Genomic DNA, 26,071 nt, shown 5'->3' on the forward strand with positions numbered 1-26,071 from the left:
TGAGAGACGCGAGGGAGCTGCCGAACCCGGTGCTCCACTACCGCGCCCCGGCCGCCGACTGGGAGAGCGAATCCCTGCCGATCGGGGGCGGCGCCCTCGGCGCGAGCGTCCACGGCACGCTCGCCACCGAACGCCTCACCTTCAACGAGAAGACCCTGTGGTCGGGCGGGCCCGGCTCGGCCGACGGATACGACTTCGGGAACTGGACCGCCCCCAGACCCGGCACCCTTGACGCCGTCCGGCAACGCCTCGACACCGAGGGCGCCCTCGGCCCCGACGCGGTGGCCGCCGAACTCGGCCAGTCGCGCCGAGGCTACGGCGCCTACCAGGTCTTCGGGGACCTCCTGATCGACGTGCCGGGCGCCCCGGCCGCCCCCGACGCCTCCTACCGCCGCGCCCTCGACCTGCGCAACGCACTCGCGACCGTCGGCTACTCCCGGGACGGGGCCGCCCACACCAGGGAGTACTTCGCCTCGTACCCGGGGGCGGTCATCGGCGGACGGTTCACGGCGGACCGGCCGGGACAGGTGACCCTCACGCTGCGCTACACCTCGCCGCGCGCCGACTTCACCGCGGTCGCCACCGGCGACCGGCTCACCGTACGCGGAGCGCTCCAGGACAACGGGCTCCGCTTCGAAGCACAGATCCGGGTCCGCACGGAGGGCGGCACCGTCACCGCCGGCGCCGACGGCAGCCTCACCGTCACCGGCGCCGACAGCGCCTGGTTCTTCCTCGCCGCCGGGACCGACTACGCGGACACCTACCCGGACTACCGGGGCGCGGACCCGCACGACAGGGGCACCGCCGCCGTCGACGCCGCGGCCGGTGCCACGTACGAGCAGGTCCGCGACGCCCACACGGCCGACCACCGCGCCCTCTTCGACCGGGTGGCACTCGACGTCGGCCAGCAACTGCCCGACCCGGACCTGCCCACCGACCAGCTGCTCAGCGGATACACCGGAGGTGCCACCCCGGCCGACCGGGCCCTGGAGGTGCTGTTCTTCCAGTACGGGCGCTACCTGCTGATCGCCTCCTCGCGCGAGGGCTCACTGCCCGCCAACCTCCAGGGCGTGTGGAACAACTCCACCACCCCGCCCTGGTCCGCCGACTACCACACCAACATCAACCTCCAGATGAACTACTGGCTCGCCGAGGCCACCAACCTCGCGGAGACCACCGCGCCCTACGACCGTTACGTCGAGGCCATGCGCGAGCCGGGCCGCCGGACGGCTAAGGAGATGTTCGGGAGCGCCGGCTGGGTCGTGCACAACGAGACCAACCCCTACGGCTTCACCGGCGTCCACGACTACTCGACCTCGTTCTGGTTCCCCGAGGCCGCCGCCTGGCTCACCCAGCAGATGTACGAGCACTACCGGTTCAACGGTTCCACCGACTATCTGCGCGCCACCGCCTACCCGGCGATGGAGGAGGCCGCGGAATTCTGGCTGGACAGCCTGCGCACCGACCCCCGTGACGGGCTGCTCGTCGTGACCCCGAGCTACTCGCCCGAGCACGGGGACTTCACCGCCGGGGCCGCGATGTCCCAGCAGATCGTCCACGACCTCCTGACCAGCACTCTGGAGGCCGCCCGCACCCTGGGCGACGACGCGGCCTTCCGGGGCAGGCTGGAGGCGGCCCTCGACCAGCTCGACCCCGGACTGCGGACCGGTTCCTGGGGCCAGCTCCAGGAGTGGAAGACCGACCGGGACGACCCGGCCGACGACCACCGTCACGTCTCCCATCTCTTCGGCCTCCACCCCGGACGGCAGATCGAGGTCGGGAGCCAGTGGGCCGAGGCGGCGAAGGTCTCCCTCGGTGCCCGCGGTGACGGCGGCACCGGCTGGTCCAAGGCCTGGAAGATCAACTTCTGGGCGCGGCTGCGGGACGGCGACCACGCCCACAAGATGCTCTCGGAGCAGCTGAAGAGCTCCACCCTGCCCAACCTCTGGGACAACCACCCGCCGTTCCAGATCGACGGGAACTTCGGCGCGGCCTCCGGCGTCGCGGAAATGCTGCTGCAGAGCCAGCACGACACGGTCGAGATCCTCCCCGCCCTCCCGGCCGGCTGGCCGGACGGATCGGTGCGCGGACTGCGCGCCCGGGGCGGCTTCACCGTCGACATCGAGTGGGCCTCTGGAACGGCCCGCCGCGTGGTGATCACGGCGAGCCGCACCCGCGAGGTGACGGTCAGCAGCACCCTGTTCGCGAGCGGCACGAAGACCTTCAGGGCGCTCGCGGGGCAGAGCTACCCGCTGACTCCGGAGAGCTGACCGAGGAGCGAGGACACCCGGGCAGCGGAAGTGCCGAGCCCCGTGGGACCGCTGAGGTGCCACGGGGCAGCCGCGCCCTGGCGCAGATCCTCCTCGCGGTAGCGCCGGCAGCCCCGGTGCCAGATCAGGATGCCCGCGATCCAGTGCTTCAGTTCCAGCACGTACCCCGCCAGAATCTCCCGTGCCTCGTCATCCAGGTCGAAGTCGTCGTACAGCACCGGGAGTTCGTGCTCGGCGACATGCAGGAACTGCCGCAGCCGAGACTTCATCAGCTCGTACACGAGCCGCATCCCGGTCGGGTAGTCCACCCCGAAGAAGTTCTGCACCACCAGGACGCCGTTGTGCACCTCACCCTCGTACTCGATCTCCTTCTGGTACGAGAAGAGGTCGTTGAGCAGCGCGGCGTAGTCCGCCGCCGCGTTCTCCAGGGAACGCAGCGGGCCGCTGTCGTAGATCTCCGCAGGAACCTTCCTGCCGTGCCCGAGCCGGCACAGACTCATCGTCAGATCGGAGCCGAAGGTCATCCGCCGCATCTCGACGTAGTCCACCGGATCGGGAATCCGGTTCTGCGCCTGGTTCGCCAGCTCCCACACCCAGCTCGCCGTCATGTCCTCGATGCAGGTACGGAAGGCGCGCCGGCCGCTCCCGTCCATCGGCGCCGCCGTGCGCTCCCACAGATCGGCCAGCCCGCGCTCCAGCGCGTTGACCGGCTCGGGCACGGCCGTCCCGTCCAGCGGCATGAACTGAGACAGACGCGCGTTGGCCACCTTCGCCCCCGCGAGGTCACGGGCCCGCCCGTGCACCACCGGGAACCAGTCGTCGCCATAGGTCCCCCAGGCCAGCCACTGCGAGGAGAGATCGAGTTCGTCCGGGGTGGCGTCGGGATGGATCCCCGCCGCGCACAGCGGCAGGTCGATCGCCAGCAGCCGCCGCTCGTCCCAGATGTGCGAGCCGGGCACCCCCGGCTGCGCCTCCAGGATGCCCATCCGGGACGACCAGTCGACGAGCCGCAGCCGGGCACCTTCCAGATGCGGGCTGAGCGTCGTACCGAACGGCAGGTCGAAATCGGGCAGCAGGGATGGGCCGACGTGCTGGTAGGGCCGATACGTGTGACTCCGCAGCCTGGCCGATTCCGACCGGGGGGTGAACCGGATCGACGCGGCCGCCATCCCGAAGCCGGGCGCCGCCTGTTCGGCTCCTCCGCCGTTCATGTAGCGGCTGGAGCGCATGTGCCACTCGTGGCCCCCGGACTGCCAGTCCTGGAGGCCCTTGACGTAGGCCAGGACCGCCGCCGTCTGCGCGGGATCCAGCGCCCTCTCTGAGCAGAGCGGACCGAGCTCGGTCAGGGCGGTGTTCTCGAACTGCTGGAGCCGCGACGTCAGCAGGTCGTTCACCGCCTCCGCGGCCTCCTGGGTCGAGCACTCCAGGAAGCGCTCAAGGACCAGCACGCCGTTGCTGTTCTCGCCCTCGTCCTCGACCTCGCGCTGGTACGAGAAGAGGTCGTTGCGCAGGTGGACGGCGTCGGAGAAGGCGTCGCGCAGCACCCGCAACGCCCGCTCACCGGCGACCGCTTCGGGTACCTCCGCACCGGCCGCGTACTCCACCAGACCCGCCGACCACGGGGCACCGCCCACCTTGCGGCGCATCTCGATGTACTCGACGGGGTTCGCGATGCGGCCCTCGTTGATGTTCGCGAGCTCCCACAGCGACTCGTTGAGCAGGTTCTTCGTCGCCTCTGCGAACCGGGTCCGCCAGCCGTCGGACATCGTCGGCACGGTCCGCGCCCACAGATCGGCCAGCCCCGCCTCCACCGGGTTCTCCGGCTCCGGCGTCGGCGCGCCGTGCTCCATCGGCATGAAGGCGGGCAGCCGGTCCAGATACCGTTTGCCGCCCTCGCGGTCCGGGGTGCGCTTGAACAGCTCCAGGAAGTGGTCGTCGAAGAAGAAGACCCACACGTACCAGTCGGTCACCAGCGACAGCACCTCGGCCGCGCAGTCGGGGTGGGTGTACGCGCACAGCAGCGCGTAGTCGTGGGAATCGAGGTCCTTCTCCTCCCAGATGCCCGACCCCTCCAGCATCCCTATGGCCCGCGCCCACCCCTTGGTGTGCTGCCGGGCCTCCTCGACATGAGGATTGAGCCGCGCCGGATATGGAACATAGAAGTCCGGCAGGGTGAAGGGCTGAGCCATGTGCGTACGGCCTTTCGATGAGCCTTCGCGTGAGCGTCACGCGGTTCGTGGTGTCCGCGCAGCACTACCCTTCGGCCGTTCGGGGCACGCACAACCCTGAATAGTCATACAAAACTTGATGTTGTCAGAAAGTCGTCGCCCATCGCCCTTCGCAGGTCAGACCCCCTGTCAGTGGTCTGGTCCACTGGCTCAACCCGCCGCTTTCCCAGCGCTCTTGACGACCTCTCATCTCAGGTCACAGAGTGTGCGCGCACGACGCAAAGCCCGGAAAGCGCACAGCTCCAAGAAGGGTTGTCATGACGTCCAAGCAGAGGACCGGACTCGCGGTCGCGTTCACCACCGTCGGCGCGCTGAGTCTCGCGCTGCTCAGTCCCACGGCGCAGGCCGGTGCGGACGGGGTGCGGCCGGAGTGCCCGCGCGGCCTCGAATGCGACTGGGTCCCGGCCGCCTACCAGCAGACCGGAGACCCGGCCGACAAGGAGACGTACGGCAACTACGACACCGCGGACCGGCCCCACACCAACAAGATCAAATTCATCGTCCTCCATGACACGGAGGAGGACTTCGACACCACCCTGGACATCTTCCAGAACCCGCTGAAGCAGACCTCCGCCCACTACGTGGTGCGCTCCGGCGACGGCCACGTCACCCAGATGGTGAAGAACAAGGACGTCGCCTGGCAGGCCGGGAACTGGTACCTCAACTCCAATTCCATCGGCATCGAGCAGGAGGGCGTCGCCGTAGACGGCGCCAAGTGGTACACCCCCGAGATGTACCGCTCGACCGCCGCACTGGTGCGCTACCTCGCCGCCAAGTACGACATCCCGCTCGACCGCCAGCACATCATCGGCCACGACGGGGTACCGCCCACCAGTGCCGCCGGCACCGCGAGCATGCACTGGGACCCGGGCACCTACTGGGACTGGAACCGCTTCATGGCCCTGCTCGGCAGACCCACCGTGCCGACGGCCCGCAAGAACAGCGAACTCATCACCGTCAACCCGCGGTTCAAGGACAACAAGCAGGCGTTCCGCGACTGCGAGAAGGACGTCGATCTGCCCGTCCAGGGCTCCAGCGCCGTCCCGCTCCACACCGGGTCCGCCACCGACGCACCGCTCTTCTCCGACCCGGGGCTGCACACCGACGGCTCGCCCGGCACCAACTGCGCCGCCGACTGGGGCAGCAAGATCAGCGCGACCCAGCAGGCCGTCGTCGCCGGCCACGCGCCCGGCTGGACGGCGATCTGGTGGTACGGCCAGAAGGCCTGGTTCGAGACCCCGGCCCGCACCCGCACCCGCACCACCACCCCCACCGCGGGCTATGTCGTGCGGCCGAAGGCCGGCAGGGCCGAGGTGCCCGTGTACGGCGTGGCGTACCCGGAGAAGTCCGAGTACCCCGCCGACTTCGCGGACCAGCGGGTGGGCACGCCGCTCCAGTACACGATCAAGGCGGGCCAGTCCTACCCCGGCGGCGGCGAGGCGCCCACCGGCTTCTTCTACGCGCCGACGATCGACGCCTCGTACCCGCTGGACCACTCCTTCTTCAAGGGCAAGGAGAAGTACGTGACCGTCCAGATCGGCCACCGCATCGCCTTCGTGAAGGCTGCCGACGTGGACATCGTCCGCGCGCACTGAGAGCGCGCCCGTCCGGCGGCGGGCGCGGCACAGCGCGTTGCGGGTCCGGTGTGTCGGCACCGGACCCGCAACGCGTCCCTCTGGAGGGTCTAGCGAGTGCCGACCGCGGCCCGTACGGCCCGCCTGGCCAGCGCGCAGTCGTCGTGCAGCCGGCGCAGCAGCAGACGCTGCTCCTCGCACGAGGAGAGGGCGCCGGGCCGGTCCTGAGCGACCCGGGGACCCGCGGTGTCCCGCATGGCCCGCTGCACGGCCGTCTCGTACGTACGGATCTCCCGCGTCAGCACGAGCATCAGGTTGACGAGGAACGCGTCCCGCGCCGCCGGGCCCGCGACCTGGGCCAGCTGGCTGATCTGGCGCCGGGCCACCGGGGCGTCGCCCAGCACCGTCCACAGCGTCGCCAGGTCGTACCCCGGCAGATACCAGCCGGCGTGCTCCCAGTCGACCAGCACCGGACCGGTGGGCGACAGCAGGATGTTGGAGAGCAGCGCGTCACCGTGGCAGAACTGCCCCATCCCCTGACGACCGCCGGCATGGGCCAGACCGTGCAGGAGCTTCTGCAGATCACCCAGATCGCGATCGGTGAACAGCCCCAGCTCGTGGTCGCGGTTGATGCGTGCCGCGTAGTCGAGCGGGGCCTCGAAGAGACCGGGCGGAGGCCGCCAGGCGTTGACCCGGCTGACCGCTCCGAGCACCGCCCGCAGATCGGCCCGCGGCGGCGCCTCCGACGGATGCCTCGTCAGCGCCGCCACCCGGCCGGGCATCCGTTCGATGACCAGGGTGCAGTTCTCCGGGTCCGCCGCGATGAGCCGGGGAACCCGTACCGGCGGGCGGTGCCGGACGAACGCCCGGTATGCCGCTATTTCGTGGCGGAACCGCTCCGACCACGCCGGGGAGTGGTCCAGTAAGCACTTGGCGACCGCGGTCGCGCGTCCGGTCGAACCGACGAGCAGCACCGAACGGCCGCTGCGCCGCAGCACCTGCACCGGATTGAACTCCGGGCAGATCCGGTGCACCGAGGCGATCGCCATCCTCAGCTGCGCGCCCTGCGGGCCCGACAGGTCCAGTCTTCCGCTGAGCGAGGGGGTACCCGGCCCTGCCATACGCCGGGCCCGACCCATGCCGGGCGCCGGAACAGCGGCGCGGGGGTCGAGATACGGTCCGCCGCCCGACCCGAGAGGACGGAGCGGCCGGGGCGGGGCGGACACGGAGGACGATGCTGTGTACATGGGCGAGACAGATCCCTTCGTGCGCCGACAAGTTGCGTGCGCCGCCCCGGCCGGCGGCCGTTCGGCACCCTGGGGAGTACCGAGGGCTGCCGGGCGGGGTGGCGCTTTCCTACCTGACACCGGCGCGCGGGTGGCAGACCATGTGGCGGACCCTGGCGAACCCTGGCGAATAGTCGCAGGGCATCTGACAGGGGGTTACTGTCAACACAGCCGAGAACCTGGGGGCTTGACGTGACCGGAGAACCCAACACCCGTCTGTCGGACCTGTTCGGCCTTGCCGGCTGGTCCAAGGGCGAACTCGCGAGAATGGTGAACAGGCAGGCGGCGGCCATGGGCCACCCCCAGCTCGCCACCGACACCTCGCGGGTGAGACGCTGGATCGACATGGGGGAGTCCCCCCGCGATCCCGTCCCTGAAGTGCTGGCAGCCCTGTTCACCGAGCGGCTCGGCCGTGTCGTGACCATCGAGGACCTCGGGTTCGGCCGGCGCGGGCGTGTGGGGAAACGGCGAGAGACCGGGACGGAACACAATCCCGACCAACTCCCCTGGGCGCCCGAGCGGACGGCAGCGGTCCTCACCGAATTCACGGGAATGGACCTCATGCTCAACCGACGCGGCTTGGTGAGCGCGGGCGCCGCGCTCGCCGCCGGCTCCACCATCGCCGGCCCCATGCACGACTGGCTGCACACCGACCCCGTACTGGCGGCCGACGCCCCACGCACCGACGGTCCCGTGCGCGCGGACCAGGCCGGTTTCGACCGGTACGAGGCCGCGCCCATCGGTTCGCAGGAGATCGAGGCGCTGGAGCGGTCCGTGGAGGTGTTCCGCGCCTGGGACGCCTCCCGGGGCGGCGGTCTCCAGCGCAAGGCCGTGGTGGGCCAGCTCAACGAGGTGGGCGGCATGCTGGCCTACCGCCACCCCGACCATCTGCAGCGACGCCTCTGGGGGGTGGCTGCCAACCTCGCCGTACTGGCGGGGTGGATGTCCCACGACATCGGCCTCGAACCAACGGCCCAGAAGTACTTCGTCATCGCGGCGCACGCGGCGCGCGAGGGCGGCGACCGGCCCCGCGCGGGCGAGGCGCTGTCCAGGGCGGCCCGCCAGATGGTCCACCTGGGCCGTCCGGACGACGCGCTCGACCTCATGAAGCTCGCCAAGTCCGGCTCGGGCGACATGGTTCTGCCGCGCACCCAGGCGATGCTCCACACCATCGAGGCCTGGGCGCAGGCGTCCATGGGGCGCGGCCAGGCCATGCGGCGGACCCTCGGCCTGGCCGAGGAGCTCTTCGTCTCGGACAAGGGTGATGTCCCACCGCCCAGCTGGATGCAGATGTTCGACGAGGCGGATCTGCACGGAATGCAGGCACTGGCGTTCCGTACCCTCGCCGAGCACGAGCCCTCGGCGGCCGTCATGGCCCAGCGGCACGCGAAACAAGCACTCGAACTGCGGGTCAACGGGCGCCAGCGGTCGAAGATCTTCGACTACATCTCGCTCGCCTCCGCGTGCTTCATCGCAGACGACCCCGAGCAGGCCGACCGCTACGCCCGGCTCGCCCTGGTGTCGATGGGAGAGACCTCCTCGCACCGCACCTGGGACCGGCTGCGCGAGATGTACCGGCTCACCGGCCAGTTCGCGGGCCACGGCAAGATCGAGGACCTGCGCGAGGAGATCGAGCGTTCACTGCCGCAGAGGTCCCTCATCAAGCAGCGGACCAGGAGCTCCGAGATCTGACCCCGGACCAGGTCCCTGAGCCCCGATCCGGACCAGGTCCCTAAGCCCCGATCCGGGCGATCAGCACACAGGCGTCGTCCAGCCTGCTCGCGCCGCCGAACTCCTCGGCGACGGCGCGTACGCAGTCCTGCGCCGTACGGGCCACGGCGAAACGCGGCGCGAGTCCGAGCAGCGCCTCCGTGCCCTGACGGAGGCCGCCCCGCCCGTCGTCGGTCCTGGCCAGTCCGTCGGTGTGGAGCACCAGCACATCGCCGGGCAGCAGGGCCGCCTCGTCCTGCTCGTAGGCGACCCCGGAGGCCGCTCCGAGCAGGACGCCGTCGGGCTGCGGCAGCGGGCGCCCGGTTCCGTCGCGGAACAGCAGCGGTGCGGGGTGCCCGGCCTGCGCCCAGTCCAGGGTGCGGGTCGTGGGGTCGAACCGGCAGCACACCGCGCTGCCCAGCGCGGGCTGGACCGACGTCTCCAGCAACTGGTTCAGATGCCCCATCAGGGCCCCCGGATCGATGCCGGCCATCGCCATGCCGCGCAGCGCCCCGAGGATCATCGCCATGGCCGAGGTGGCCTGGATGCCGTGACCGGTCAGATCACCGACCGTGAGCAGCGTCCGGCCGTCCGGCAGCTCCATGGCGTCGTACCAGCCGCCGCCGATCAGTTCGCCGGACCCGGAGGGCAGGTAGTGGGCCGCGATGTCCAGGGCTCCGGGCCCCTGGTCCGGGAGGCGCAGCGAACCACGCCACGGCGGAAGTACGGCCTCCTGCAGCTCGACCGCGATCCGGCGCTCGGTCCGGTCGATGTGCTGCTGGCGGCGGAGCGAGTCATGGGTGCGGCGCACCGTCTGCTGGCTGCGCCGCAGCTCGCTGACGTCGCGCAGGACCGCCCACATGGAAGCGGTGCAGCCGTCCGCGTCGAGGGCGGGCTCGCCCATCATGTGCAGCGTCCGGGTCTCGCCGTCGGGCCGGTGGATCCGGAACTCCCCGTCTATCGACTTTCCGTCGACCAGGCAGTCCGTCACCAGAGCAGTGAGCAGGGGCTGGTCCTCCGCGAACAGCACGGTGGGCAGATCGTCCAGGGAGAGCGGTCCGGCCTCCGCGGTCCGGCCGAAGATCTGGAGCAGTTCCTCGGACCAGCTGACCTCGTCCGTGAGCAGATTCCACTCGGCGCTGCCCACCCGGCCGATCAGCGAACCCTCCCGCTCCTCGCTGAGAGGTACCGGGCCCGTGCCCAGTGACAGTTCGGCGGCGAGCTGTTCCGCGGCTTCCGGCGGGAGCCCCTCCCTGAGCTGTCCCAGGTGCGCGCCGAGATCGTCCAGGTGATGGATCGCCAGATCGCAGAGCGCGCGCTGCCAGCGCAGCTGCGGATCGTCCTCGTCGACAGCCACGGCGTCGCGCCGCACCGCGTCCACGTCGCCGCGCAGCCGGCGCGTCCGGTCGATCAACGCGTCGACGGCATCGCGCTCGGGCGGCTGGGGGGCGGGGCGGTCCGCGGACAGATGGGACGGCATGACGTACTCCGATACAGGCGCGGTACAACCAGGTCTGAGGGTGGACCGAATACGACTGTCGCACAGCCGGCTGGGGCCCGTAAGCGGTTTGGCGACACTCGATGCGTTCTTGCTTATGACATATGCCAGCGGCTGGACGGCGCGGCGGTCGTTCTAACAGCCTTTCTTTCCAGGGCTGTTGAGCCGGGCGATCCGTTGCGGGGAGGCCCTCCGTGCGCCCTTTCGCGCTGTACCCGAGCGGTGCGTGCGCCGCGCCTCGGGGCATATGCGGAAGGCGGGCCCAGTGTGCGGCGGGGGTTGCCGGGCCCGTCGCCGTCAGTGCGCGGGTGGCGTCATCGCGGTGGTCGCGACGGGGGATAGGAGGCTCTTCGGGTGCATGGTCACATTCCTCGGGCGGTCGTTCGCTGGGCCGGGCACTGCGGTCAACGAGCGTGGCGGCCTCGCGTGACGGCGTCGCGGGAGAGTGTCCTGCCTGTCGTGGACGAGTGCCGGATCAGTGGCCGTCCGCTCCGGGATCCGGGGCGGGTCCGGGGCGGGAATGCGGCCGTACGCTGTCGCGTTGCACAGGCGTAACGAAAACGAATCCCGTTCCCGTCAAGGGATGGATTCGGTCCGCCCGTACGGAGGTTCCCATGGCCCGAAGTGAAACCCGTCCCGTCGTCACGCTCCGATCGACCGCGGGAACGGGGCAGAGCTATGTGACGCGCAAGAGCCGCCGCAACAACCCCGACCGGATGGTCCTGCGCAAGTACGACCCGGCCGCCGGACGGCACGTCCTCTTCCGCGAGGAGCGCTGACCGCCGAGCGGCTCACGGTGCAGGTGTCCGTGCTTCGGATCACAGTCCGGGGTGCGGATTCCGGGGAACGCGAGGCAGTGGTTTATCGTTCACCTATATGTGATGACGCGCTGAGCGCATACCAAGAACCGCCCCGGCTGGATTCCCCCGATCCGGCCGGGGCTTCCCTTTTGCCCGGTCGCGGCCCCTGCCCCCGTTCACCGCCGGCGCGGTGCGGCCTCGATCAGCAGCGCCGCCGCCGCGAGCGCCGCCGCGGCCATGGCCCCGGTGTCCGGCCGCTCGCGCACGGCCAGCGCTGCCGCCGCCGCTCCCGCCACCAGGGCGGCCAGCCGGCCGGCCACCCAGCCGTCGCCCCGCCGCCAGGAGCCCACGGCCAGCCTGCCGACGAGAGAGGTCAGCGTGCCGGTGAAGTAGTTCGTCGGCGTGGCACGGAGACGGGCCTGGATGCCCATCGCGAGCCCCATGAGAGCCAGCAGACCCAGCCGGTCCGCGTCCGAAGTGATCAGGCCCAGCCCCCACAGCACAGCGGCCGCGGCGAGCAGCGCCACCTCGGCCGCCAGCATGACCGGCAGCCGCCGCCACACCCGCCCGCCCGCCGCCGCACCCCACGCCACCCCGAAGCCGTACGAGACGAGCGCCGTGACCACCCGCAGAGCCACCCCCTCCTCACCCGCCCCGGCGGCAGAGGCTCCCAGCAGGACCAGGTTCCCCGTCATCACCCCGGCGAAGACCTGGCCGACGCAGATGAAGACGAAGGCGTCCGCCGCGCCGGACGCCGCCGACAGGAGCAGCAGGGCCGCGTGACCGCGCGGTTCGTCCTCGGTGGCACGGCCGGCCGGGGCAAAGGGCGCGTCGGGAGTCGGCATGGCCGCATTTTCGCTGGCGCCGGGCCCGCAGGGGTGTGTTGTCCGTCGGCCCGGCGTGCCGCGCCGCACCGGCCGCGGGCACACCGGCGCGCGCCCGCGGCGCTCACTCCAGGCCGCGCGCCTGCTTGAACCGTCCCAGCCCCTCGGCCAGGTCCACCACCGGATCCGGATAGTCCAGCCGGGCACGCTCCGCGCCGCGCAGCTTCCACGGCTCGTGCACGGCGGGCCCCGCCAGTGCCGCCAGCTCCGGCACCCACCGTCGGACGTAGTCGCCGTCCGGGTCGTAGCGCTTGGCCTGGAGCACCGGGTTGAGCACCCGGTTCGGGCGGCTGTCCGTCCCCGTTCCGGCCATCCACTGCCAGTTCAGCTGGTTGTTGGCGACGTCTCCGTCCACCAGCAGATCCAGGAAGTGCCGGGCGCCGACGCGCCAGTCCACGTACAGGGTCTTGGTCAGGAAGCCCGCGGCGAGCAGCCGTCCGCGGTTGTGCATCCAGCCCTCGTGGCGCAGCTGGCGCATGGCGGCGTCGACCACCGGATAGCCGGTGCGGCCCTGCCGCCACGCCTCGGTCTCCTCGGCGGCGGCGGTCCCGGACCGCCAGCGATCGTGCCGGGTCCGGTAGTCGAGGCGGGCCGCGCCGGGCCTGGCCGCGAGGACCTGGTGATGGAACTCGCGCCAGCAGAGCTGCCGGACGAACGCGTCGGCTCCGGTACCACCGGCCGTGCGTGCCCGGTGGATGAGTTCCGCGGGGGAGAGGGTGCCGAAGTGCAGATGCGGCGAGAGGCGGGACGTGGCGTCCCCCGGCAGGTCGTCGTGACGGTCCTCGTACGCCGCGAGTCCGTGGCGCCGCCAGGCCGTGAACCGCTTGCGGGCCTCCCGCTCGCCGCCCGCCGCGAGTCCCGCCGAGACGCCGGACACGGCGGCGCGGACCGGCACGTCCTCAGAGCCCGGACCCGGCGGCACCCGTACCGCTCGCGGCGCACCGAAGGGATCGCGCACCCGCTCCTCCGCCCAGCGCCTGAAGTACGGGGTGAACACGGCGAAGTGGTCGGAGCCCGCAGGGGTCACGGCGCCGGGCGGGACCGCGGTGACCACCCCGTCGTGGACGTGCAGCCGCGCCCCGCCGGACTCCAGGGCCGCCCGCAGCCGTTCCTCGCGGCGACGGGCGTAGGAGCTGACCCCCGCGGCCAGATGGACATCGCCCGCACCGGTCTCGGAGACGATCCGGCACACCTCGCCGACCACGTCGCCCGAGCGGATCACCAGCCGGCCGCCCCGCTCGCGCAGCCCCGCGTCGAGGTCCCGCAGGCAGTCGGCAAGGAAGGCGAGGCGGTTCGGGGCGCCGAACCCCGCCGCGTCGACTCCCGTGTCGCGGACGAACAGGGGCACGACCTCGTCGCAGGACGCGAGCGCGGCACGCAACGGCGGATGGTCGTGCAGGCGGAGATCGGCGGTGAAGAGGACGACCGCTACGGTCATGGCGCAACTCCTGGTGGGGGGGGCGTGGACATGCTTCTGTTCCGTCCGGGGCCCCGGCGGATGCGGTGGTCACCGGGACAGCGAGCCGTGTTCCTCCGCCGCCGGGGAGGGCGGCAGCGCCGCGGCCGCCCGTGCGATGTTGCGGGCCATGCCGCCGAACACGATCGCGTGGAACGGCGACACGCTCCACCAGTACGCGTGGCCGAGCAGCCCGCGGGGATGGAACAGGGCCCGCTGCCGGTAGTGCGCCCGGCCCCGTTCGTTCCGTTCGGCGTACATCTCCAGCCAGGCCAGGCCGGGCAGCCGCATCTCCGCGCGCAGCCGAAGCAGGCGGCCGGGTTCGATCTCCTCGACCCGCCAGAAGTCCAGGGAGTCACCCACCCGCAGCCGGTCGGTGTCCCGGCGCCCGCGGCGCAGACCCACCCCGCCCACCAGCCGGTCGAGCCAGCCCCGTACGGCCCACGCCAGCGGGAACGAATACCAGCCGTGATCGCCGCCGATGCCCTCGACGACCTTCCAGAGGGCCTCCTGCGACGCGTCGACGTCGAGTTCCCGCACATCCGTGTACAGGCTGCCGCCGGCCCAGTCGGGGTCGGTGGGCAGCGGGTCGCTGGGCACGCCGGGCACCGACGCCGACGACCAGCGGGTGGTGACCCGGGCCTCGCGCACCCGCTGGAGGGCCAGCCGCAGGGCCTTCTCGAACGTGAAGGGCTGCCCCGGCCCGTCGGACACGTACCGCGCGATGTTGTGTTCCTGGCACACGACCTCGTATGGCAGCGACTCGGCGAGTGGCCGCGCGATCGACCTGGGGACGGGCGTGACCAGCCCGATCCAGTGACTGGACAGCCGTGGCGTCAGCATCGGGACGGGCAGGATCAGCCGGTGCGGGAGCGCCGCGACCTCCGCGTACCGCTGCATCATCTCGCGGTACGTGATGACGTCCGGGCCACCGATATCGAACGCACGGTTCACGTTCCGGGGCATCCGGGCACTGCCCACGAGGTAGCGCAGCACGTCCCGGACCGCGATCGGCTGGATCCGGGTGGAGACCCAGCTCGGCGTCACCATGACCGGCAGTCGTTCCGTGAGGTAGCGCAGCATCTCGAACGACGCCGAACCGGATCCGATGATGACCGCGGCACGCAAGGCCGTGGTCGGGACCCCGGAATCCAGCAGGATCCTGCCGACCTCGGCGCGCGAGCGCAGATGCGGCGAGAGCTCCCGGTCGGGCACGCCGGTCGGCGTGAGCCCGCCGAGATAGACGATCCGGCCGACGCCTTCCCCGACGGCCGACTCCGCGAAGACCGTGGCCGCCCTGCGGTCCGTCTCCTCGAAGTCCGCCCCGGTAGTCAGCGCGTGCACCAGGTAGTAGGCCACGTCGATGTCCGCCATCGCGGAGGTGACCGAGTCCGCGTCGGTGACATCGCCCCGGACGATCTCGACGTCCGCGGCCCACGGGTAGTCCCGCAGTTTCCGGGGGGTGCGCACCATGCACCGCACCCGGTGCCCGGCCTCCAGGAGCTCGGGCACCAGCCGGCCCCCGATGTATCCGGTGGCCCCGGTCACCAGACAGTGCAGGGGCTTCTCGGGCTTTTCCGTGCTGTTCATCCTCATGGGCTCTCCGCATCGGCCGGTTACCGCTCGCTTCACCGTGCCTCGTCGTCACGCATCACGCTCTCCGAGGCGTCCGGATGCGTCGGCGCACCCGCCCATGGTCGCATTCACGGGGTCCCGGAGCGAGGCGCGTCGATTGTGCGTCGGTGGCCGGCCGCGCCCCGGGCGGCGGTCCGTACCGGTTGCCGATCCGCCCGGTCACGGCTCCGTTTCGCCCCCGCACAGCGAGCGCCGGATCCGGTGCAGCGCGCGGCGTACGTGGCTCTTGACCGTGCCGAGCGGGAGCCCCGTCAGTTCCGCGATGCGGGTCTGGGGGAGGCCGTCGTAATAGGCCATGTGCAGGATGCGGCGCTGTACCTGCGGCAGCTTCCCCAGCTCCGTACCGACCAGGACCCGGTCCAGCGCCGAGTCCGCACCCCCGGCGGCGCCGGATTCCTCGAGCCGCATCCGGGCCGCCGTCGCGGCGGCCAGTCCGGCGCGTCGGGTACGGGCGGCGAGCGCGTCCGCGATCTTGCGCCGGGTGATGCCGACGAGCCAGCCGGGCAGCGGGCCGTGCTCCGGGCGGTAGCCGAGCCTGCCGCGCCAGGCGGCCAGGAACACCTGCTGGGCGATGTCCTCCGCCTCACGGCTGTCGCCGAGGGACCGGGCGGCCAGAGAGTGCACGAGCGCGCCCCACCTCCGGTAGGCGGCGGCGAAGCAGTCCTCGCTGCCGCGCACCAGACCGGCGGCTAGTTCCTCGTCGGCGAGGTCCTGCGCGGCGCACGGTCGCGGACCGGGCCTGCCGGGCCGCGTGTCCTGCGGTGCGAGCGCGGTCATGGCTGTCCTTCCTCCGGGCGCCCCGGCCCGGGAGCCGCGTCTGCGGCCGCGGCCGGCCGGAGAAGTCCGGTCTGCTCTCCGGGCCTCCGACGGGGGCCCGTGACCGGCAGCGTTCCAACAGCGCGCCCGCCCGGACAACCTGCGTCGATTCTGCGTCGTATGATCAAACGTATGCCGTCCTCCACGGAACGGGCCCAGGCAGGAACCGCCGGCCAAGGCCTGACCACCGGCACAGTGGCACGCCGGCTCGGCGTCGCGCCGACGACACTCCGGACCTGGGACCGCCGCTACGGCATCGGCCCCGCCCGTAGGCAGGGAGGCAGACACCGGCGGTGGACGGCCGAGGACATCGCCCTACTGGAACACATGTGTGAGCTGACCGGCTCCGGTGTACCCCCGGCGGAGGCCGCCCGCACGGCACTGAACGCAGCTCCCGGCACGCAGCCTCCGGCCGCCGCACACCACTCGGTGCTGCCCGAGCCCGCGCGCCTTCCGGCGCCCTCCGACGCGGAGGAGACGGATCCGGCCGGGCTCGGACCGGACGCCGCGCGCCACGAACGCCGAGGGCTCATGAGCGCGGCACTCCGGCTGGACGCGCGGACCATCGACGACCGGCTGACCGCCGCGATCGACCGGTACGGACCGGTGGCCGCCTGGGACCAGGTGATCATGCCGACACTGCACGCGGTGGGACGCAAATGGCAGACGTCCGGTGAGAAGTACGTCGAGGTCGAGCACCTGCTGTCCTGGCACGTCTCCAGCGCCCTGCGCCGGGTGGCCGTCCGGCCCGCCGCCGACGGGGACGGCACCGGGCTCACCCTGCTGGCCTGCACACCGGGCGAGACGCACGCCCTTCCCCTGGAGGCGCTCGCCGCCTGCCTCACCGAACGGGGCCTGGGCGTACGGATGTTCGGTGCGTCGGTGCCGGGTGAGGCGCTGAGCGAGGCCGTGCGCAGGACCGGCCCGGCGGCCGTGGTGCTGTGGTCCCAGTCGCGGAACACGGCGGCGCGCCCGCTGGCACATCACGTGGCGTCCAGCGAGCGGGGGGTACGGGGCGCCAGGACCCGTCCGGCCGTGCTGCTCGCCGGACCCGGCTGGGCGGGCCCCCCGATGCCCGGCACCCACCGGCCGCGGGGACTGGCCGAGGCGATCAGGATGCTCACCGGACTGTGCGCCAGATGAGACGCGCCGCCCGCCGCCTGCCGGGCCTGCCCGGCCCGAGCTGGGAGCATGCGCGATGAGCCCGGTCCGGACCGGCCCGGTCGGACGGGTCCGGCTCCCGGCCGTGGCCGGGAGCCCGTACGAAAGGTGAATCCCATGGCGAACCCCGCGCAGCCCCGGCCCGATGTCATCGTGATCGGAGCGGGAGCGGCAGGCCTCGCCTGTGCGGCCGATCTGACCGCCGCCGGACTCTCCGTCCGCCTCCTGGAGGCGTCGGACGAAGTGGGCGGCCGCATGCGTACCGACCGCCGGGACGGCTTCCTCCTCGACCGGGGCTTCCAGGTGTTCAACACGTCCTACCCGCAGGTCAGAAAGCGCCTGAACCTCCGTGATCTGCGGCTGCGTCCCTTCACCCCGGGCGTGCTCGTGCAGACCGGGACCGGCTCGGCCGGCCGGGTCCGGTTCAGCGACCCGACCCGCCGTCCCGGTTCGGCCCGTGAACTGCTGCCCGGACGACTGGCCTCCGGCCGCGATCTGCTGGCGCTCGGAGTGCTCTCTGCCCGGGACATGCTCGGCCCGGTGAGCGCGATCAGGCGGCGCGCCGATCGCACGACCCGCACCGAACTGGCCGACGCGGGCATCTCCGAGGAGCTGGTGCGGACCCTGCTCCAGCCGTTCCTGTCGGGCGTCTTCCTGGAGGAGGAACTGGAGACGTCGTCCCGCGTCTTCCACTTCGTCTGGCGCAGCATGCTGCGCGGCACCCTCTGCCTGCCCGCGGCCGGAATCGGAGCCGTACCGGCGGCGCTCGCCCAGGCGCTGCCGCCGCGCACCCTGTCCGTGGACACCCCCGTGCACAGCCTCACCGACGACGGTGTGCTCGGCGAGGACGGTACGGAGCGTCCCGCGTCCGCCGTGGTGGTGGCGACGGGTCCGGAGAGGGCCGCGCGGCTGCTGCCCGGCCTGACGGTTCCGGAGACCCGCACCGTCACGACGTACTACCACGCGGCCCGTTCGTCCCCGTTGCGGGAACCGACCCTGCTCGTCGACAGCAGGCGCCGCTTCCTGAACACCGTGGTGATCAGCGAGGCCGTACCCGGCTGCGCCCCCGCCGGGTACGCGCTGGTCTCGACCTCGGTGGCGGGCCCCGACGCCCCGGGCCGGGAAGCGCGGGTCCGGCGGGATCTCGCGGAGGTCCACGCGACCGACACCGCCGCCTGGGACCTGCTCGCCACCTACTCGGTGCCGGGAGCGCTGCCGGCCATGCCGCCGCCGTGGCCGTTGTCCCGCACCTCACGGGTCGGACCGGGCCGGTACGTGTGCGGGGATCACCGCGCGACCGGATCGGTGCAGGGAGCACTCGCCTCCGGTGCGCGTGCGGCCCGTGAGGTTCTCGCGGACCGCGGCTGACCGCGCGGCCACGGCTGTTTCGCCGTACGGAGGTCAGCTCCACGGCTCCGAAGGCGCGCCGATTCCGCGGCGGCTCCACCGGCCAGGTGTGGTCCGACCGGACCGGGGCACCTGTTGCCCATGAACGCAGAGGCTGAGAGTGGTACGCAGAGCGGAACGCGGCGCAGAACATGGGGAAGCGTTCTTCTGCAGGTGACCTTTCTGGTGCTGGCCTTCCTGGCCATGGTCGGTTTCTCCGTTGTGCTGGCGAAGGTGACGCTGACCCCGTCGCCGGCCTCGGAGGAACTCGTGAAGTCGAATCTGCGTCCCGGCCGCTCACTGCGGCAGTACGCCGAGGACTACACCTTTCTCGCGGCCTGCAAGCAGGCGGGCGGAAACCTGGTGCTGGGCATGCCGTTCGGCGTGCTTCTGCCCATTCTCGTACCGCGCCGCCTGCGGATGATCCGCATGGTCCTGCTGACCGTGCTGGTCATAGCGATTGTCGAACTGGTGCAGGGCGCGCTCGTCGCCGGGCGGGCCTTCGATGTCGACGACGTCATTCTCAACACTGCCGGAGCGCTCCTCGGCTATCTGCTGCTGGGCCGTCGCCTGAGTCACCGCTACCACGTGCTCGCGGCCGGACCGGAGCCGGTGCCGGAGCCGGTGGAAGAACGCGCCCGTGCGCCGAAGCCGGCAGCCCGCGACGCGCACGAGACGGGTTCGCGCCGTCGCCCCTGGCAGGGCACGTGGGCGAAGGTCGCGGCACGGACGAAGCCGACGACGAAGGCGGGGGCGAACACGAAGCCAAAGCCCAAGCCCAAGCCCGTCGCAACGAGCAAGCCCGAGGTGGCCGCCGCAACGGCAAAGCCCAAGCCGAAGTCCGGTACCACCAAGGCCAGGCCCAAGTCCCCGGCAGCACCCGGCAGGGCCCCGAGTGCGGACAGGGAGCGTACCAATCCGGGCCGCGCGCTGCTGGACCGGTTCCGAGGCCGCTGACCGTCCGGGCCCGGACCGGCGGGCACCCGATCGGCCCGTGGCCGTTTGCGGGCCGGTTTCCCGGGCCCGAGCGTAGGGGACGCGGAGTGCGCAGAGGGCGTACGCGATCACCTGCCGGAGGGGAGCGCCATGGCCGACGCCCAGTGGAGCCCGGGGCGGAGGGCGGGGGACGCGGATGAGTTCCTGCCCGTGCTGGACCTCATCGAGCCCATCCGTCAGCGCCGGCTCACCGTCCTGGTCCGGCTGCTTCTGCTGATCCCGCATTTCGTCGTGCTGTTCTTCCTGGAGATCGCGGCCTTCTTCACCGCCGTGTTCGGCTGGTTCGCCGCCCTCGTACTGGGACGGCTGCCGGAGCCCGTCTTCCGCTTCCTCGCCGGAGTGCTCGGCTACCGGACGAGGGTCGGAGCGAGCGGCATGCTGCTCATCGACCGCTATCCGCCCTTCGCGCTGAACCCGCCGCCCGGCTATCCGGTCCGGATCGACGTCCGCCCGACCCGGCTGAACCGGCTGGCCGTCTTCTTCCGGCTGATCCTGGTGATCCCCGCCGCGATCGTGCAGAGCCTCGTCACGTCCGGCTGGTACGCCCTGGCGGTCCTGTGGTGGCTGATCACGCTGATCCTGGGACGGATGCCCCGCCCCCTCTTCCAGGCCACGGCTGCCATGCTGCGCTACGACATGCGCGTGTCCGCCTACATGTCGTTGCTCAGCCCCGCCTACCCCAAGCGTCTCTTCGGCGAGGACGCGCTGTCCGTGCCGGAGCGGCAGGGGCGCAGCGCCACCCAGCCACTGGTCATGAGCGGCGGGGCCAAGGCGCTGCTGGTGCTCTTCCTGGTCCTCGGGCTCGTGAGCGCCATCACGACATCCGTCACCAGGTCGTCGTCCGACGACACCGATACGTGGATGCGGCAGCAGAGTGGTCGCGTCGTGCACCCGCCGACAGGCATGACCGGGCGATGACATGGACAGCCCCTGAAGCAAGGCGCACCGGCTGGAGGCAGGGACACGGGCTTCGCGCACCTCGATCCGGCCACCGCCGCCGAGGACCGCGCCCGGCCGTCTGTATCAAGGTACGGAATCGAGCGGAACCGCGGCGGGCGGCGGAGTGAATCCGGACAGCCGGGTCACACGGGGAGTATGACTTCCACCGACTTACCGACAGACGCACCGGGCGAGTCCGACGGGCGAGCGGGCGGGCGCCGAGGCAACGGCCCACGCCGCGACCGACGATGGGGAAGGGCGGTCGCGATCGTCGCGCTCGCCGTCGCGCTGCTTCTTCTCGGCACGCGGCTCAGCCTGCTGCCGGGGCTGGGTGACATCTTCGGGGAGAAGACCCATGACCGCTCCGGTCCGGCCGTACTCAAGTCGATTCGTGACATGAGCAGGTACGAGGCGGCGGCGGGCAATTTCCAGGTCGTCGTCGATCTGGAGAAGGACACGAAGTTCCTCCCGGACGCGATCAGGGGCTCCCGCACGCTGTACGTCGGTGCGGGCACGGTCGGCGCCTCCGTCGACCTGGGTGACGTCGCCGACAACGGAGTCGTCGTCAACGAGGACCGGACGACGGCCGAGCTCCGGCTGCCGCACGCCGTCCTCGGGAAACCGGCGCTCGATCCCGACCGCTCCTACGCGGTGTCCAAGCAGCGCGGGCTCTTCGACCGGATCGGGGACTTCTTCTCCGACAACCCCGGCAGCGAGCAGGCGGTGAACAAGCTGGCGGCCCAGCACATCGGTGAGGCGGCGAAGGAGAGCGGGCTGACACAGCGCGCCGAGAAGAACACCACCGCCATGCTCCAGGGCCTGCTCGGCTCGCTCGGCTTCGAGGAGGTCACGGTCCACTACGGTGACGCCCGAAAGTAGGACCCGGCTCCGCCGCCGGGCTCCGGCCCTCGACTTCGCGCCCCGCCCGGCGCCTGGCTCAACTCCCTTGAGACACCGCACCCTTGACGGTCACGCCTCGATGGGTATGGTCTAGTCCAAGTGCAGGGACGGCGCCGGACATCCGCATTCCCGGGGTGTGTCCGGTCGTGGATCCTGCCGTTCCCTTCGCGCCTCTTGGCCCCACACCTGAGAGGCTGGACTGCCGCTATCGGGCTCCCCACAGTCCGCCCGCGTCGCAGCGATGCCTCATGTGAAGGAGAAGCATGCACGCGAAAAGGAAGACCGCCGTAGCCGTCGGTGCCGTACTCGCACCGGTACTCGCCCTGTCCCTCCCGGCGGGGTCGGCCAGCGCGCACGGCTACATCTCGTCACCGCCGAGCAGGCAGGCGCAGTGTGCCGCCGGAACGGTCAGCTGCGGTTCCATCACCTACGAGCCCCAGAGCGTGGAAGGTCCCAAGGGGCTGACCAGTTGCAGCGGCGGCAACAGCGCCTTCGCCGAGCTCGACGACGACGCCAAGGGCTGGAAGGTCACTCCGGTGAGTTCCAGTACCTCGTTCCAGTGGGTGCTGACTGCTCGTCACTCCACCAGTACATGGCAGTACTTCGCGAGCGGCCAGAAGATCGCGGAGTTCAACGACAACGGCGCCCAGCCCGGTGCGACCGTTACCCACCAGGTCGACTTCGGCAGCCTCAAGGGCCAGCAGAAGGTCCTCGCGGTCTGGAACATCGCCGACACGGCCAACGCCTTCTACGCGTGCATCGACGTCAACGTCAGCTGATCCCGCACGCACCGCCCCGCCGTCCCGGAGGGCCGTGGCCGGCCACGGCGCCACCTTCGGCGGGCGCGTAGGAGGAGGGACCCCCGCCCACGAAAGACGCTGTTGGTTAATTCGGGGGCTGGTCCTACTTCGCCCTGCCGAGCATGGGCTCGGCGGGGCGAAGTGCTGCGAAGTAGCTGGTGCGGGTGCGGGCCGGGGGTGTGTCGGTGAGGTGGGCATCGATGCGGGCGAGGTTGGTCGCGGCGCCGGTGAGCTGGTGCTGGAGGCTGGTTTTCGCGAGGCCACGGTAGCGGGATCTGCGCAGGCCGCGGCGCTGGACGCCCTGGGAGATGGTGCCCTCGACTCCTGCGCGGGTCTTGTAGCGGTCCTTCCAGGTGTCGGTGTCCTGTTCGGCGCGGGCCTGGCGGAGCGCTTGGTGTTCTTCGCGGGGCCGCAGGGTCAGGCGGCGGCCGGCGCTGGAGGTGGTGCACTGCTCGCGGACCGGGCAGGGACGGCACTGGCCGCCGTTGAAGCGGACGCGGATCACCGGGGTGCCCTCGGGCGAGCGGTCGGGGTTCCAACGGGTGGTGGTCTGACCGCTGGGGCAGGTGACCTGCTCGTGGTCCCAGTCGATCGAGATGTCGGGAACCGTCGCCACGGTGGTGGCCATGTTCGTGATCAGGTTCGGGATGTCCGGCTCGCAGGTCTCGGTGAGGTGGACCTTGTATCCGTCCCACATGGTGTCGCGTTTGACGCTGCCGCGTGCCTCGGTGTCATAGGGCGTGACCAGGCGCGTCGCGCCCGGCGGCCGGTCTTTTGGGCCCCACCGCCTCACCTCGCCCTCCACCTGCTGGAAGTGCTGGACCCAGACCTGGCGCAGGGTTTCCACCTGCTCCAGCGTGCGTAGTTCTCCGGGTGCCCCGGGTGAGAAGACGGCTTCGAGCAGTCGTGTCCCGTCCCGCCCGATCCGCAGGCCCATCTCGTCCCGTTTGGTGCGGGATCTGGGGAAACGTGAGTCCTCGGCCCGGGTGGCGTAGTGCTTGAACCAGTCCGGTTCCGCCATAGTCAGCAGCCAGCCGGGGGCGGCCTGGGCGATCTCGTTGAGCGCCGCCCTCAGGGTCTCGGCGACCTGTTCCAGCCAGCACAGCTGGCGGGCCGCGGATTGCACATGGGTGGAGTCGGTCCGTGCCCGGCCGCACGGTCTTCAGCAGCCCGCTTTCCCCGGCCGCGGCCAGGACGCCATCCAGCACCCGCCGCCCGGCCTCCGCTTCCACCAGGCGGTCCCGGAACTCCGACAGCACCGAGAAGTCGAAACCAGGATCGCCCAGTTCCAGCGCGAGCGCGTACTTGAAGTCGATCCGTGCCCTCACCGCCTCCGCCGCCTGCCGGTCGGTGAGCCCCTCCACGAACTGCAACACCAGCACGAGCGCCAACCTGCCCGGTGACCAAGCAGGCTTCCCCCGCGCAGGGAACAGATCCGCGAACTCCTCGTCACGAAACAGCGGCCCCAGCTCGTCCCGGACCCGGATCGCCAGACTCCCCTTCGGGAACGCGGCCCGCGCTACCCGCACCGTTTCCGCCGGAATCTCCCCCGACTCCCTCGGCTGCATCGACATCGACATCCACCCCACACAACAACGTCGGCCTTCAAGACCACAACCGAGTCTTGAAGGCCGACGTCACGCGAACCCCCGAATCAACCAACAGCGTCCCGTACCGGGCGGGGGTCCTCTGTCGTGCCGCCGCGGTCCCGTCCGGGCACCGACCCCGGCGGCGGGACGCTTCGGCGGGCGGCACCCGGATGGCAGGCCCCGTCACCCGCATGCTGTCCGGGCCGCGCCGATCCGGCCGGGCACCGCGACGCTGAGTCCGTCACCGCGTCGGCAGAAACGGATTCAGCATGCTCATACCGAACCTCCTCGGCCCCGGCCGCCCGGGTCCCTCCCGGGCGGGGGCGCGTTCGCGTCGCGGATACGTCTTCGCGGTCGTCCTCATCGTGGCGCTGAGCGCGGGAGCGGTGCCGGCCGCGGCGGCGGAGGCCGCGCGCACCGTACCGGGCCGGGACGCGGGCGCCAGGGCGGCGGTGGTGCTGGTGCGCGGTCCGCTCGACGCGTCCGGGCCGGGCGGCAGCGAGGCCTTCGGCGCCCGGTTCAGGGGCGCGCGCGAGCCGCTCGCCCCGCGACGGACCAGGACCTTGTTGCTCGCGGTGATCGGAGGCGCCGCCGGTCTGGCGGCGTTCGCGGTCGGCGGTTTCGTGACGGACGCCCGCAGGCGCGGCGGCTACGGACGCCGGCCCCACGGCTGACACCGCCCGACGCGACACGTCGGCCGCGCACGGGATTCGGGGCGGCCGATACGGTTGAAGCGATGATGAGGAACCGCGGCCGATGAAGCGTCACGGCCGAATCGTCGACGACGGGACAGACATCATGCCTCTCCAGGGTGAGTACGAGCCCAGCCCCTCCGAGTGGGTTCGGGACCAGGTCGAGCAGTACGAGAGTTCGGGCGGTACGGAAGGGACGACGATGCGGGACCTGCCCGTCATCATCCTGACCACCCGGGGCGCCAGGAGCGGGAAGATCCGCAAGACTCCGCTCATGCGCGTGGAGCACAACGGCGTGTACGCGGTGGTCGCCTCGAAGGGCGGAGCCCCCGAGCACCCCGTCTGGTACTACAACCTCACCGCCGACCCGCGTGCCGAACTGCAGGACGGGCCGGTGCGCCAGGACATGAACGTCAGGGAGGTGACCGGGGACGAGAAGGCGGTCTGGTGGGAGCGGGCCGTCGAGGCGTTCCCCGACTACGCCGACTACCAGAAGAAGACCGACCGCCAGATCCCGGTCTTCGTCCTGGAACCGGCGGAGACCGGCCACTGACCTGCCGGGCACGGTACGAGAGCGGGGCGCGGCCGTATCGCTGAGTGCGCCCCGGAGGCCCCACCGGTTCCCCTCCCCGGAAACCGTGGGGCCTCCGGCCGTCTCTCGCCGCTACGGGGCACACGGCGTGGCGGGATACTCTCCAGCACGGCCCCTTGAGGTGCGGGGCATGGGAAGGATTCAGAACCTGATGACAGACAATGTCCGCCTGGTCGCGTTCGTCCGGGCACGTCTCGACGAGGAAGAAGACGTCGCGCGTGCGGCCGGTGGCGAGGGGTGGCGGTGTCCGGCCGAGGTGCCGGGCGAAATCCACGACCGCAGCGGCGCGATCGCGTTCAGCCTGCGGACGCACGGCTACAACCACCACATCGCCCGGCAGGATCCCGCGCGCACGCTCCAGCGCATCGAGACCAGCCGCGTGCTCCTGGACGAGTACGCGGAGGTGGCCGCGCTGGACACCGACCGCCCCGAGCGGGACTTCGCCTCGGGGCGCGCCTTCGGCCTGGGGTTCGTGGTCCGGCAGATGGCCGCTGAGCACGCCGGGCACCCCGAGTACCAGGTGAAGTGGCTTCCTCGGTTCACCCAGTAGCGCCGCGGCCGGGACGCCGCGGCACTACTGGCCTGGCCCCTCCCGGTGACCACCGCCGGGAGGGGGCTCAGAGGGGATTCGCGCCTCGGTCGCCCTTCGTGCTCACCTGATCGCTTCGCTCCTGGAGCCGGCGGGCCTTGTCCTTGAGGCGCTCCCGCTCCTGGGGGTCGGAGGCCCGCTCGGCGGCCTCCTGCATTTCCTGCGCCTTGGCGCGAATACGCTCGGCGCGGCCTCCGGATTCATCCGCAACGCTCATGATCACTCCTGGATCTCGGGGGAGAGCCGACGCCACCAGCGAATCAGCGCTCC

General features: G+C 71.4%; 21 protein-coding genes and 1 pseudogene. 13 read left to right on the forward strand and 9 right to left on the reverse strand.

The window, feature by feature from the left end; genetic code table 11:
- Positions 1-29: 29 nt before the first annotated feature.
- Complete coding sequence (locus tag RLT59_RS37275) at positions 30-2,270, forward strand: glycoside hydrolase family 95 protein (protein ID WP_311307991.1); 2,241 nt, start codon at positions 30-32, stop codon at positions 2,268-2,270.
- On the opposite strand, the gene RLT59_RS37280 is transcribed toward RLT59_RS37275, so the two are convergent.
- Positions 2,246-4,459: a terpene synthase family protein gene (locus tag RLT59_RS37280; RefSeq protein WP_311307489.1), complete on the reverse strand. Its 2,214-nt coding sequence runs from the start codon at positions 4,457-4,459 to the stop codon at positions 2,246-2,248. The genes RLT59_RS37275 and RLT59_RS37280 overlap by 25 nt on opposite strands.
- 296 nt (positions 4,460-4,755) lie before the next feature.
- On the opposite strand from RLT59_RS37280, the gene RLT59_RS37285 reads away from it, so the two are divergent.
- Positions 4,756-6,093, forward strand: a complete 1,338-nt coding sequence (locus tag RLT59_RS37285) for an N-acetylmuramoyl-L-alanine amidase (RefSeq protein WP_311307490.1) — start codon at positions 4,756-4,758, stop codon at positions 6,091-6,093.
- Positions 6,094-6,182: 89 nt separating this feature from the next.
- Here RLT59_RS37285 and RLT59_RS37290 read toward each other — a convergent pair whose 3' ends face one another.
- Positions 6,183-7,319 carry an aminoglycoside phosphotransferase family protein gene (locus RLT59_RS37290; RefSeq protein WP_311307491.1) on the reverse strand — a complete coding sequence of 379 codons (1,137 nt, stop codon included), beginning with the start codon at positions 7,317-7,319 and terminating at the stop codon, positions 6,183-6,185.
- Positions 7,320-7,550: 231 nt separating this feature from the next.
- On the opposite strand from RLT59_RS37290, the gene RLT59_RS37295 reads away from it, so the two are divergent.
- Positions 7,551-9,050: a DNA-binding protein NsdB gene (locus RLT59_RS37295; RefSeq protein WP_311307492.1), complete on the forward strand. Its 1,500-nt coding sequence runs from the start codon at positions 7,551-7,553 to the stop codon at positions 9,048-9,050.
- Between the two features lie 40 nt (positions 9,051-9,090).
- Here RLT59_RS37295 and RLT59_RS37300 read toward each other — a convergent pair whose 3' ends face one another.
- The gene (locus RLT59_RS37300) at positions 9,091-10,548 is read right to left on the reverse strand and encodes a PP2C family protein-serine/threonine phosphatase (RefSeq protein ID WP_311307493.1); all 1,458 of its coding nucleotides are present in this window, start codon (positions 10,546-10,548) and stop codon (positions 9,091-9,093) included.
- Between the two features lie 632 nt (positions 10,549-11,180).
- Here RLT59_RS37300 and rpmG point away from each other — a divergent pair.
- Entirely contained in the window at positions 11,181-11,345 is a 165-nt protein-coding gene (gene rpmG, locus RLT59_RS37305; protein WP_311307494.1) for a 50S ribosomal protein L33, read from the forward strand.
- A 197-nt stretch (positions 11,346-11,542) separates the two neighbouring features.
- Here the strand turns inward: rpmG and RLT59_RS37310 are convergent, their stop codons facing one another.
- The 4 genes from RLT59_RS37310 to RLT59_RS37325 all read right to left on the reverse strand — a co-directional run bounded on the left by RLT59_RS37310 (position 11,543) and on the right by RLT59_RS37325 (position 16,118).
- A complete protein-coding gene (locus RLT59_RS37310; protein ID WP_311307495.1) occupies positions 11,543-12,211 on the reverse strand; it encodes a DUF1275 family protein in 669 nt (222 codons plus the stop codon).
- A 103-nt stretch (positions 12,212-12,314) separates the two neighbouring features.
- Positions 12,315-13,688, reverse strand: a complete 1,374-nt coding sequence (locus tag RLT59_RS37315) for a cryptochrome/photolyase family protein (protein ID WP_311307496.1) — start codon at positions 13,686-13,688, stop codon at positions 12,315-12,317.
- Between the two features lie 69 nt (positions 13,689-13,757).
- Complete coding sequence (locus RLT59_RS37320) at positions 13,758-15,296, reverse strand: SDR family oxidoreductase (RefSeq protein ID WP_311307497.1); 1,539 nt, start codon at positions 15,294-15,296, stop codon at positions 13,758-13,760.
- Positions 15,297-15,500: 204 nt separating this feature from the next.
- Positions 15,501-16,118: a sigma-70 family RNA polymerase sigma factor gene (locus RLT59_RS37325; protein WP_311307498.1), complete on the reverse strand. Its 618-nt coding sequence runs from the start codon at positions 16,116-16,118 to the stop codon at positions 15,501-15,503.
- Between the two features lie 171 nt (positions 16,119-16,289).
- On the opposite strand from RLT59_RS37325, the gene RLT59_RS37330 reads away from it, so the two are divergent.
- The 6 genes from RLT59_RS37330 to RLT59_RS37355 all read left to right on the forward strand — a co-directional run bounded on the left by RLT59_RS37330 (position 16,290) and on the right by RLT59_RS37355 (position 22,318).
- Positions 16,290-17,300: a MerR family transcriptional regulator gene (locus RLT59_RS37330; RefSeq protein WP_311307499.1), complete on the forward strand. Its 1,011-nt coding sequence runs from the start codon at positions 16,290-16,292 to the stop codon at positions 17,298-17,300.
- Between the two features lie 135 nt (positions 17,301-17,435).
- Complete coding sequence (locus tag RLT59_RS37335) at positions 17,436-18,686, forward strand: NAD(P)/FAD-dependent oxidoreductase (RefSeq protein ID WP_311307500.1); 1,251 nt, start codon at positions 17,436-17,438, stop codon at positions 18,684-18,686.
- Positions 18,687-18,806: 120 nt separating this feature from the next.
- Positions 18,807-19,661, forward strand: a complete 855-nt coding sequence (locus RLT59_RS37340) for a VanZ family protein (protein ID WP_399126771.1) — start codon at positions 18,807-18,809, stop codon at positions 19,659-19,661.
- A 129-nt stretch (positions 19,662-19,790) separates the two neighbouring features.
- Positions 19,791-20,618: a DUF4389 domain-containing protein gene (locus RLT59_RS37345; RefSeq protein ID WP_311307501.1), complete on the forward strand. Its 828-nt coding sequence runs from the start codon at positions 19,791-19,793 to the stop codon at positions 20,616-20,618.
- A gap of 177 nt (positions 20,619-20,795) precedes the next feature.
- Positions 20,796-21,518: a DUF4230 domain-containing protein gene (locus RLT59_RS37350; RefSeq protein WP_311307502.1), complete on the forward strand. Its 723-nt coding sequence runs from the start codon at positions 20,796-20,798 to the stop codon at positions 21,516-21,518.
- A 284-nt stretch (positions 21,519-21,802) separates the two neighbouring features.
- Positions 21,803-22,318 (forward strand): lytic polysaccharide monooxygenase auxiliary activity family 9 protein, encoded by a 516-nt coding sequence (locus tag RLT59_RS37355; protein WP_073738892.1) that lies wholly within the window; start codon positions 21,803-21,805, stop codon positions 22,316-22,318.
- Between the two features lie 124 nt (positions 22,319-22,442).
- Here the strand turns inward: RLT59_RS37355 and RLT59_RS37360 are convergent.
- A pseudogene (locus RLT59_RS37360) lies at positions 22,443-23,913 on the reverse strand (transposase).
- Positions 23,914-24,197: 284 nt separating this feature from the next.
- Here RLT59_RS37360 and RLT59_RS37365 point away from each other — a divergent pair.
- The 3 genes from RLT59_RS37365 to RLT59_RS37375 all read left to right on the forward strand — a co-directional run bounded on the left by RLT59_RS37365 (position 24,198) and on the right by RLT59_RS37375 (position 25,762).
- A complete protein-coding gene (locus RLT59_RS37365) occupies positions 24,198-24,602 on the forward strand; it encodes a hypothetical protein (protein ID WP_311307503.1) in 405 nt (134 codons plus the stop codon).
- Positions 24,603-24,726: 124 nt separating this feature from the next.
- Positions 24,727-25,173 carry a nitroreductase family deazaflavin-dependent oxidoreductase gene (locus RLT59_RS37370; protein ID WP_311307993.1) on the forward strand — a complete coding sequence of 149 codons (447 nt, stop codon included), beginning with the start codon at positions 24,727-24,729 and terminating at the stop codon, positions 25,171-25,173.
- A 190-nt stretch (positions 25,174-25,363) separates the two neighbouring features.
- Positions 25,364-25,762, forward strand: a complete 399-nt coding sequence (locus tag RLT59_RS37375; protein ID WP_311307504.1) for a DUF6221 family protein — start codon at positions 25,364-25,366, stop codon at positions 25,760-25,762.
- Between the two features lie 67 nt (positions 25,763-25,829).
- Here RLT59_RS37375 and RLT59_RS37380 read toward each other — a convergent pair whose 3' ends face one another.
- Positions 25,830-26,018, reverse strand: a complete 189-nt coding sequence (locus RLT59_RS37380) for a DUF6381 family protein (RefSeq protein WP_311307505.1) — start codon at positions 26,016-26,018, stop codon at positions 25,830-25,832.
- Between the last annotated feature and the right edge of the window lie 53 nt (positions 26,019-26,071).

Source organism: Streptomyces sp. ITFR-6, from assembly GCF_031844725.1.
Lineage (GTDB): Bacteria > Actinomycetota > Actinomycetes > Streptomycetales > Streptomycetaceae > Streptomyces.

What these genes read in the sequence shown, in the direction of transcription:
- RLT59_RS37280 (WP_311307489.1), bottom strand. Translation starts at nt 4,459, where the DNA reads ATGGCTCAGCCCTTCACCCTGCCGGACTTCTATGTTCCATATCCGGCG.
- RLT59_RS37285 (WP_311307490.1), top strand. Translation starts at nt 4,756, where the DNA reads ATGACGTCCAAGCAGAGGACCGGACTCGCGGTCGCGTTCACCACCGTC.
- RLT59_RS37290 (WP_311307491.1), bottom strand. Translation starts at nt 7,319, where the DNA reads ATGTACACAGCATCGTCCTCCGTGTCCGCCCCGCCCCGGCCGCTCCGT.
- RLT59_RS37300 (WP_311307493.1), bottom strand. Translation starts at nt 10,548, where the DNA reads ATGCCGTCCCATCTGTCCGCGGACCGCCCCGCCCCCCAGCCGCCCGAG.
- rpmG (WP_311307494.1), top strand. Translation starts at nt 11,181, where the DNA reads ATGGCCCGAAGTGAAACCCGTCCCGTCGTCACGCTCCGATCGACCGCG.
- RLT59_RS37310 (WP_311307495.1), bottom strand. Translation starts at nt 12,211, where the DNA reads ATGCCGACTCCCGACGCGCCCTTTGCCCCGGCCGGCCGTGCCACCGAG.
- RLT59_RS37315 (WP_311307496.1), bottom strand. Translation starts at nt 13,688, where the DNA reads ATGACCGTAGCGGTCGTCCTCTTCACCGCCGATCTCCGCCTGCACGAC.
- RLT59_RS37320 (WP_311307497.1), bottom strand. Translation starts at nt 15,296, where the DNA reads ATGAACAGCACGGAAAAGCCCGAGAAGCCCCTGCACTGTCTGGTGACC.
- RLT59_RS37325 (WP_311307498.1), bottom strand. Translation starts at nt 16,118, where the DNA reads ATGACCGCGCTCGCACCGCAGGACACGCGGCCCGGCAGGCCCGGTCCG.
- RLT59_RS37330 (WP_311307499.1), top strand. Translation starts at nt 16,290, where the DNA reads ATGCCGTCCTCCACGGAACGGGCCCAGGCAGGAACCGCCGGCCAAGGC.
- RLT59_RS37335 (WP_311307500.1), top strand. Translation starts at nt 17,436, where the DNA reads ATGGCGAACCCCGCGCAGCCCCGGCCCGATGTCATCGTGATCGGAGCG.
- RLT59_RS37340 (WP_399126771.1), top strand. Translation starts at nt 18,807, where the DNA reads ATGAACGCAGAGGCTGAGAGTGGTACGCAGAGCGGAACGCGGCGCAGA.
- RLT59_RS37345 (WP_311307501.1), top strand. Translation starts at nt 19,791, where the DNA reads ATGGCCGACGCCCAGTGGAGCCCGGGGCGGAGGGCGGGGGACGCGGAT.
- RLT59_RS37350 (WP_311307502.1), top strand. Translation starts at nt 20,796, where the DNA reads ATGACTTCCACCGACTTACCGACAGACGCACCGGGCGAGTCCGACGGG.
- RLT59_RS37355 (WP_073738892.1), top strand. Translation starts at nt 21,803, where the DNA reads ATGCACGCGAAAAGGAAGACCGCCGTAGCCGTCGGTGCCGTACTCGCA.
- RLT59_RS37365 (WP_311307503.1), top strand. Translation starts at nt 24,198, where the DNA reads ATGCTCATACCGAACCTCCTCGGCCCCGGCCGCCCGGGTCCCTCCCGG.
- RLT59_RS37370 (WP_311307993.1), top strand. Translation starts at nt 24,727, where the DNA reads ATGCCTCTCCAGGGTGAGTACGAGCCCAGCCCCTCCGAGTGGGTTCGG.
- RLT59_RS37375 (WP_311307504.1), top strand. Translation starts at nt 25,364, where the DNA reads ATGACAGACAATGTCCGCCTGGTCGCGTTCGTCCGGGCACGTCTCGAC.
- RLT59_RS37380 (WP_311307505.1), bottom strand. Translation starts at nt 26,018, where the DNA reads ATGAGCGTTGCGGATGAATCCGGAGGCCGCGCCGAGCGTATTCGCGCC.